1 protein-coding gene is annotated in these 230 nt (G+C 59.1%); it reads left to right on the plus strand.

Annotation, left to right across the window (positions count from 1 at the left end):
• A partial coding sequence (locus QJT78_RS52645) for a hypothetical protein (RefSeq protein ID WP_281460999.1) occupies window positions 1-230 on the plus strand: 230 nt, incomplete at both ends.

Raw genomic sequence — 230 nt, forward strand, 5'->3', positions numbered from 1 at the left:
CCGACGCGAACGGCAACTATACTGGAAACCTGACCGAGATCGTCTCCGGCGGCAGCAGCGCGCTTGAATCACTGGAGACGGTCTTTCACCAAGATCTGAACGGCGACGGAACGATCGGCGTGCCCTCCGTCACTGTGGAATCGTTCGGTTCCACGGCGTTGCTTCAGGTCGGGAGCAACTATGAGCTCGGCAACGCCGGACCGATGCTCAAGTATAACGGATCCATGGTG

Origin of the sequence: Bradyrhizobium sp. Mp27, assembly GCF_029953005.1 — a bacterium.
Classification (GTDB): Bacteria; Pseudomonadota; Alphaproteobacteria; order Rhizobiales; family Xanthobacteraceae; genus Bradyrhizobium; species Bradyrhizobium barranii.